Genomic DNA, 5,035 nt, shown 5'->3' with positions numbered 1-5,035 from the left:
CGGTCGGTGCCGTCGAACGCCACAGCGGTGAGCCGCTCGAGCTGCGCCGTGCCGATGAGCCGGCCGTCGAGCACGGCCGCGTTCATGGCCGCCATCGCCCGCGCGGTGAAGATGCCGACCGACGGGATGTCGGCCTGCTGGATGCCGGGGCTGTTGCCCAGGGCCGCGACCGGCTGCCGCTCCCACGGGGCGAGGACCGCGTCGTCGTCGGGCGCGACCGGCGCGGGCGGGGCGTCGTCCTCGAGCCGGGCCGGCCGGGGCAGCGCGGACCGGGGCATGCCGAAGTACAACTCGCCGACGAGACCGAGGGGTTCGCAGATCCGCTCGTGCAGGAGCCGGTGCATCGGCTTGCCCGTGACCCGGCGCGCGATCTCGCCGACCAGGAAGCCGTACGTGTACGCGTGGTACCCGGTCTCCGTCCCGGGCGCCCACCGTGGCACGGCGTCGGCCAGCGCCGCGCAGACCCGGACCGGGTCGGTCAGCGCGGCGGGGCCGATGGTCCGGGGCATCGCCGGGAGGCCCGCCGTGTGGGTCAGCACGTGCCGGAGCGTCGTGGCCGCCTTGCCGTGGCGGCCGAACTCCGGCCACACGTCGACCAGGGGTGTCTCGTACCCGATCTCGCCGTCCCTGACGAGGAGGTGCGCGATCAGCGAGGTCGTCATCTTGCCCGCGGAGAAGCCGAAGAACGGGGTCCGCGCGGTCACCGGGCGCCCCGACCGGCTGTCGGCGACGCCCGCCACGGCGTCGGCCACCAGGACGCCGCGGTGGTGCACGGCGACCTGGAGGCCCGTCTCGGCGCCCGTGCCGACGAGCTCGTCGACGGCGCTCCGCAGGCGCCGCTGCAAGGAGGGCATCGTCGTCATGAGCGCGGCCACGTGTAGCGCGTCTGGCTCGAAACCGGCAGCTTGCCGAACGCGAAGCCGACCGTCGGGGCGAGCCGGTACAACCGGACGTCACCGGCGACGACGGCCTCACCCAGTCCGTACCAGGTCCCCTCGGGCCGGGTCAGGTGCGCGCCGTACTTCTGCTCGAGGTCGGCGACGGCCCGTTCGCGCGCGGAGCGGTCGTCCACCGGCGTCGCCACCCCCTCGACGACGACGTCCGTACCGCTGAGGGCGTGCGTCCCGGTCGTCAGGGCGCAATGGGGCTCGTGGGCCAGGTTCCGGGCCTTGCGTTCCTCGCCGCCCGTGGTGAAGCACAGTCCGCCCAGGCTCCACACCGCCAGCAGCGGCGTCACGTGCGGGCGCCCGTCGGGCCGCACCGTCGACAGCCAGAAGACCTCGGCCTCCCCGATCAGGGCCAGGGCCTCGGCCCAGGGCGTCGCGTGCGCTTCGGGGGACGAGTACGGGCCCAGGGTGACGTCCGGTTCGCTGTCCATGAGCACTGCCTTCCCGATCGGACATGCCGTTGTGATGATGACCGCGGCAGGGCGAGGAAGTCGTCGGCCCACGCCGTGCGTGCCCTCAGTGGCGCAGGGCGCGTCCGAACAGGCGGGCCAGGGCGGAGCGCTGTGCGGCGACGGACCGCGCCGGGTCCACGGTGCCGATGTTCGCCTCGACCGCCTCGGCCGGCAGGGCGAGCGGTGCGACGAGCTGCGGGACGACGACCTGGGCGTCGGTGAAGCTGCCGTGCCGGGCCCCGCGGAGTTCCTCGACGCGGTGCGGGGCGCTGCTGTGGCGGATCAGCGCGTCCCAGGACGGCACGGTGCCCGGGGTGTTCCCGTCCTTGCCGAACAGCAGGAAGGGGCGGTCCAGACCGTCCTCGGCGACGCGCGCGTAGTGGCCCGGCTGCGCGTCCTCCTGGACGAAGGCGAGCACGCCGTCCAGGTCGGCCGCCGCCCGCACCCGCGCGTCGTCGGACATCGTCTGGAGTGCCGCGAAGCCGCCCGCGGACTGCCCGTAGGCGCCCACCCGGGAGAGATCGGCGGCCCGGCGCAGCTCCGGCGGGAGCGCCGACGGCAGGGCGTCGAGGACGAAGCGGAGGTCCGCGACACGCACGTCGAGCGTCTTGCGCAGCAGGGCCCGGATCCGTTCCTCGTCGCCGCCCGTCGCCTCGAACTCCGCGGGCAGCCGGGTCGTCTCCACCCGGCCGCCGGGGAACTCGACGGCGGTGGCGTCATAGGTGTGGTCCACCGTCACGACGACGTATCCACGGGAGGCCAGGTCGTCGGCGGTCGTCGAACCGTAGCCGCGCGGGTCCACCACGCCGGGGGAGTACAGGACGACCGGCAGCGTTCCCCGCGGACCACCGGCCGTGCGGTCGACCGGGGCGTGCGCGTGGGCGTGGGTGAGCGCGGCGGACCAGTCCACCCGGTCCGCGGGCACGTCCGTCAGGTTGTTCAGCGCGGCGAAACCGGCCGCCGCTCCCGCGCCCAGCCAGGGGACCCGCGGGAGCCCCTGCGCCGTACGTGCCGGGTAGCGCACGTCGACCATGAGCTCCCGGCGGGCTCGGCCGGGCAGCCACGGGTCGCGGCGCGCCCGGTCCACCAGGTGCAGCGAGACGCTGCCCACCGGCCGCCCACCCGTCGGCGCGGGCAGCGTGAAACGCACGAGGCCCTCCTGCGGCCTGCGCGTGGTGTGCGCCCGGGGCCGCCGGGCGTCGCCCGGTGCGGCGTACGCGGGCGTGGCCGCGGTGACGGTGGCGACCGCGGCGGAGAACAAGGCGGTGCGGCGGGTCAGCATGGTGATCCCCTCGTCGGCGTGGGAACGCCACGGGTGCGGACCCGCGGCGGTTCGTCCGGTTTCCGACAGCCTCTCGTCCGCGCGGGGCGGCAGCCATCCGGCCCGCAGGTGTGGACGCGTGGGGGGTTTCCCCCAGAGCTCACCCCGGGACACACCGCCCGCGACCGGCGCTGACCCGCGCGGAGGCTAGCCTTCCGGAGAGCGGCGCGGGCCTGTCCGGCCCGCGGACACCGCTGACGACGGCGAGGAGAGCGCACCATGACCACCACGGCCCGGGCCGACGTGCAGCAGGACGACGAGCGGGTCCGCGTCACCCGCTGGGACTTCGACCCCGGCCAGTCCACCGGCCGCCATGTGCACGCGTACGACTACGTCGTCGTGCCGCTCACCGACGGCTGCACCGACGTGATCCTGCCCGACGGCACGGTCACCCCGTCGCAGCTGCGCGCGGGCGCGTCCTACAGCCGTCCGGGCGGCGCCGAGCACGAGGTCGTGAACGCCGGTGACGCGCCGCTGGCCTTCGTCGAGATCGAGCTGAAGTAGCCGCCCGTGCGCGCCCGCCGTGGAGCGCTCAGCCCCGGTCGGGGTCGAAGTCGAGCACCTGCGTGAGGCGGATGTTGTTGCCCGACGGGTCGCGGAACGAGGTGTCGATACCGTACGGCCGGCCCGTCGGCGGGTCGTTGAACGTGACCCCGCGCGCGGCCAGTTCGTCGTACGCCGCCTTGCAGTCGTCGGTCTCCAGGAACAGGGTGCCGCCCGCCCCCTTGGCCACCAGCTCCGCCAGCTGCGCACTGCTCGCCTCGTCCAGCATCGGCGGTCCGGGAACCGGCATCAGCACGAGCGCGGGCCCGTCCCCGCCGGGCGGTCCGATGCACAGCCAGCGGAAGCTCCAGGCGTCCATCGTCACGTCGGCCCGCACCTCCCAGCCGACCTTCTGCGTGTAGAAGGCCAGCGCCTCGTCCTGGTCATGGACCCAGAACTGTGCGTTGGCGATGCTGATCCGTGTCATGGTTCCTCCTCGGCCGGTCACCTGCCACCGACGTTAGGGAGCCGCCCGCCCGGTGTCTTCTCGAAACGTGCGGTTGCGCGGGCGCCCGTACGCCATGGCCACGCAGAGCGGGATCCGCACGTGGCGGGCGGCCGGAGGACGGGCCGTGCGGTACGCCTGCGGGCTCGTCCCGTACATCCTGCGGAAGCTGGTGGTGAACGAGCCGATGCTCCGCGCGCCGACGGCGACCCCGATGTCCGCCACGGACCAGTCGGTGGACACCAGCAGCGCGGCCGCCCGCTCGAGCCGCCGGGTCAGCAGGTACTGGTGCGGCGACTCACCGAACGCGGCCTTGAACCGGCGGCTGAAGTGGGCCGGCGACAGCGCGGCGGCCGCCGCGAGGTCCGCGACGGTCAGCGGCTCCGCGTACCGCGCGTCGGCGAGGTCCTTCGCGCGGAGCAGATGGCGGGCGGTCGGAACAGGAGGCACAGCTCCATTGTGCGGCGCCCACCGCCCGCGGGCCGTCAGCCGGTGGCTCCGGGCGTCTCGTCGTTCTGCTTTCCGTTCCGGCCGGCCTGGAAGCGGGCCTTCTTCTGCCGGTTGCCGCACGTGTTCATCTCGCACCATCTGCGGGTGCGGCTCTGACTGGTGTCGAAGAAGGCGGCACGGCAGGTCGGCGAGGCGCACAGGGCCAGCCTTCCGTCCCGCTCGCCCGCCACGACGCTGATCGCGTCGGCGGCGATCACGCCGAGGGCGTCCTCCACGGCGGATCCTGGGCCGAGATGCCAGCGCCGGTCGCCGTCCGGGGTCAGGACGGCCGAGGCCCGTCCCTGGGCGCTGCGCTCGTTGACGACCCGGACGGCGGCGTCGGGGAGGTCCGCGCCGAGGGCGGCCGCCGTGGCGACGGCGTGGATCGACTCCCTCAGTTCCCGGGCGAGTTCGAGTTGGGCCGTGGTGCAGGAGTCCACGGCGAGCCCACTCACGGCCAGCCAGTCGGCGAGGCGCCGCGGCGTGGGGATGCGCTCCACGGCGTCGCCGCAGCGCTCTGTGAGCGTCGCCGTGAAGCTCGTCGCGAGCACCTTGCCGAGGCGGAACGCGGGGGGCCGGGTCGTCATGGAACCACCTTAGCCGGTTGCGCACCGGCGCCGGATCGCGCTAGAACCGTCTTAGCCGGTTCTTAGCCTCCGTCCCCGGGTCCGGTGGCGGTACCACGACGACGAGGAGGACCCATGCCCAGCGACGTGCACGCCTTCACTGCCCGGGCGACCGACGCCGACCTCGACGACCTGCGCGCACGACTGGCGGCGGCGCGGCTGCCGGAGGCCGAGACGGTCCACGGCGCGGGGCCGGGGCCGCGTCGCTGGGA

The 5,035-nt window shown here is 74.5% G+C and carries 7 protein-coding genes and 1 pseudogene; 2 read left to right on the top strand and 6 right to left on the bottom strand.

All coding sequences use genetic code 11. The features are described from left to right. The 3 genes from GTW43_RS30580 to GTW43_RS30570 all read right to left on the bottom strand — a co-directional run. The coding region (locus tag GTW43_RS30580) for a serine hydrolase domain-containing protein (protein WP_161305237.1) at positions 1-863 on the bottom strand (863 nt) is incomplete at its 3' end. Next, the gene (locus tag GTW43_RS30575) at positions 860-1,378 is read right to left on the bottom strand and encodes a pyridoxamine 5'-phosphate oxidase family protein (protein ID WP_161305236.1); all 519 of its coding nucleotides are present in this window, start codon (positions 1,376-1,378) and stop codon (positions 860-862) included. The genes GTW43_RS30575 and GTW43_RS30580, both read right to left, overlap by 4 nt. Positions 1,379-1,463: 85 nt before the next feature. Beyond that, positions 1,464-2,681, bottom strand: a complete 1,218-nt coding sequence (locus GTW43_RS30570; RefSeq protein ID WP_161305235.1) for a hydrolase — start codon at positions 2,679-2,681, stop codon at positions 1,464-1,466. Positions 2,682-2,939: 258 nt separating this feature from the next. Between GTW43_RS30570 and GTW43_RS30565 the strand changes: the two genes are divergently transcribed. Then, on the top strand, positions 2,940-3,224 hold the full coding sequence (locus tag GTW43_RS30565; protein ID WP_161305234.1) for a cupin domain-containing protein: 285 nt from the start codon (positions 2,940-2,942) through the stop codon (positions 3,222-3,224). A gap of 28 nt (positions 3,225-3,252) precedes the next feature. On the opposite strand, the gene GTW43_RS30560 is transcribed toward GTW43_RS30565, so the two are convergent. From GTW43_RS30560 to GTW43_RS30550, 3 genes are read right to left on the bottom strand one after another with little or no spacing between them, the layout of a single operon-like run. Then, positions 3,253-3,690: a VOC family protein gene (locus tag GTW43_RS30560; RefSeq protein WP_161305233.1), complete on the bottom strand. Its 438-nt coding sequence runs from the start codon at positions 3,688-3,690 to the stop codon at positions 3,253-3,255. Positions 3,691-3,723: 33 nt separating this feature from the next. After that, complete coding sequence (locus GTW43_RS30555) at positions 3,724-4,158, bottom strand: helix-turn-helix transcriptional regulator (RefSeq protein ID WP_343246168.1); 435 nt, start codon at positions 4,156-4,158, stop codon at positions 3,724-3,726. Between the two features lie 35 nt (positions 4,159-4,193). Beyond that, a complete protein-coding gene (locus GTW43_RS30550; protein WP_161305231.1) occupies positions 4,194-4,784 on the bottom strand; it encodes a CGNR zinc finger domain-containing protein in 591 nt (196 codons plus the stop codon). Positions 4,785-4,898: 114 nt separating this feature from the next. Between GTW43_RS30550 and GTW43_RS30545 the strand changes: the two are divergent. Beyond that, positions 4,899-5,035, top strand: a pseudogene (locus GTW43_RS30545) (epoxide hydrolase); the annotation flags it as partial.

This window comes from Streptomyces sp. SID5785 (assembly GCF_009870065.1).
GTDB lineage: Bacteria > Actinomycetota > Actinomycetes > Streptomycetales > Streptomycetaceae > Streptomyces.
Note: the sequence above shows the minus strand (reverse complement) of the source record. Positions and strands in the feature narration are given on the sequence as shown.

Coding starts and splice junctions, on each gene's coding strand:
- GTW43_RS30575 (WP_161305236.1), bottom strand. CDS start 1,378: ATGGACAGCGAACCGGACGTCACCCTGGGCCCGTACTCGTCCCCCGAA.
- GTW43_RS30570 (WP_161305235.1), bottom strand. CDS start 2,681: ATGCTGACCCGCCGCACCGCCTTGTTCTCCGCCGCGGTCGCCACCGTC.
- GTW43_RS30565 (WP_161305234.1), top strand. CDS start 2,940: ATGACCACCACGGCCCGGGCCGACGTGCAGCAGGACGACGAGCGGGTC.
- GTW43_RS30560 (WP_161305233.1), bottom strand. CDS start 3,690: ATGACACGGATCAGCATCGCCAACGCACAGTTCTGGGTCCATGACCAG.
- GTW43_RS30550 (WP_161305231.1), bottom strand. CDS start 4,784: ATGACGACCCGGCCCCCCGCGTTCCGCCTCGGCAAGGTGCTCGCGACG.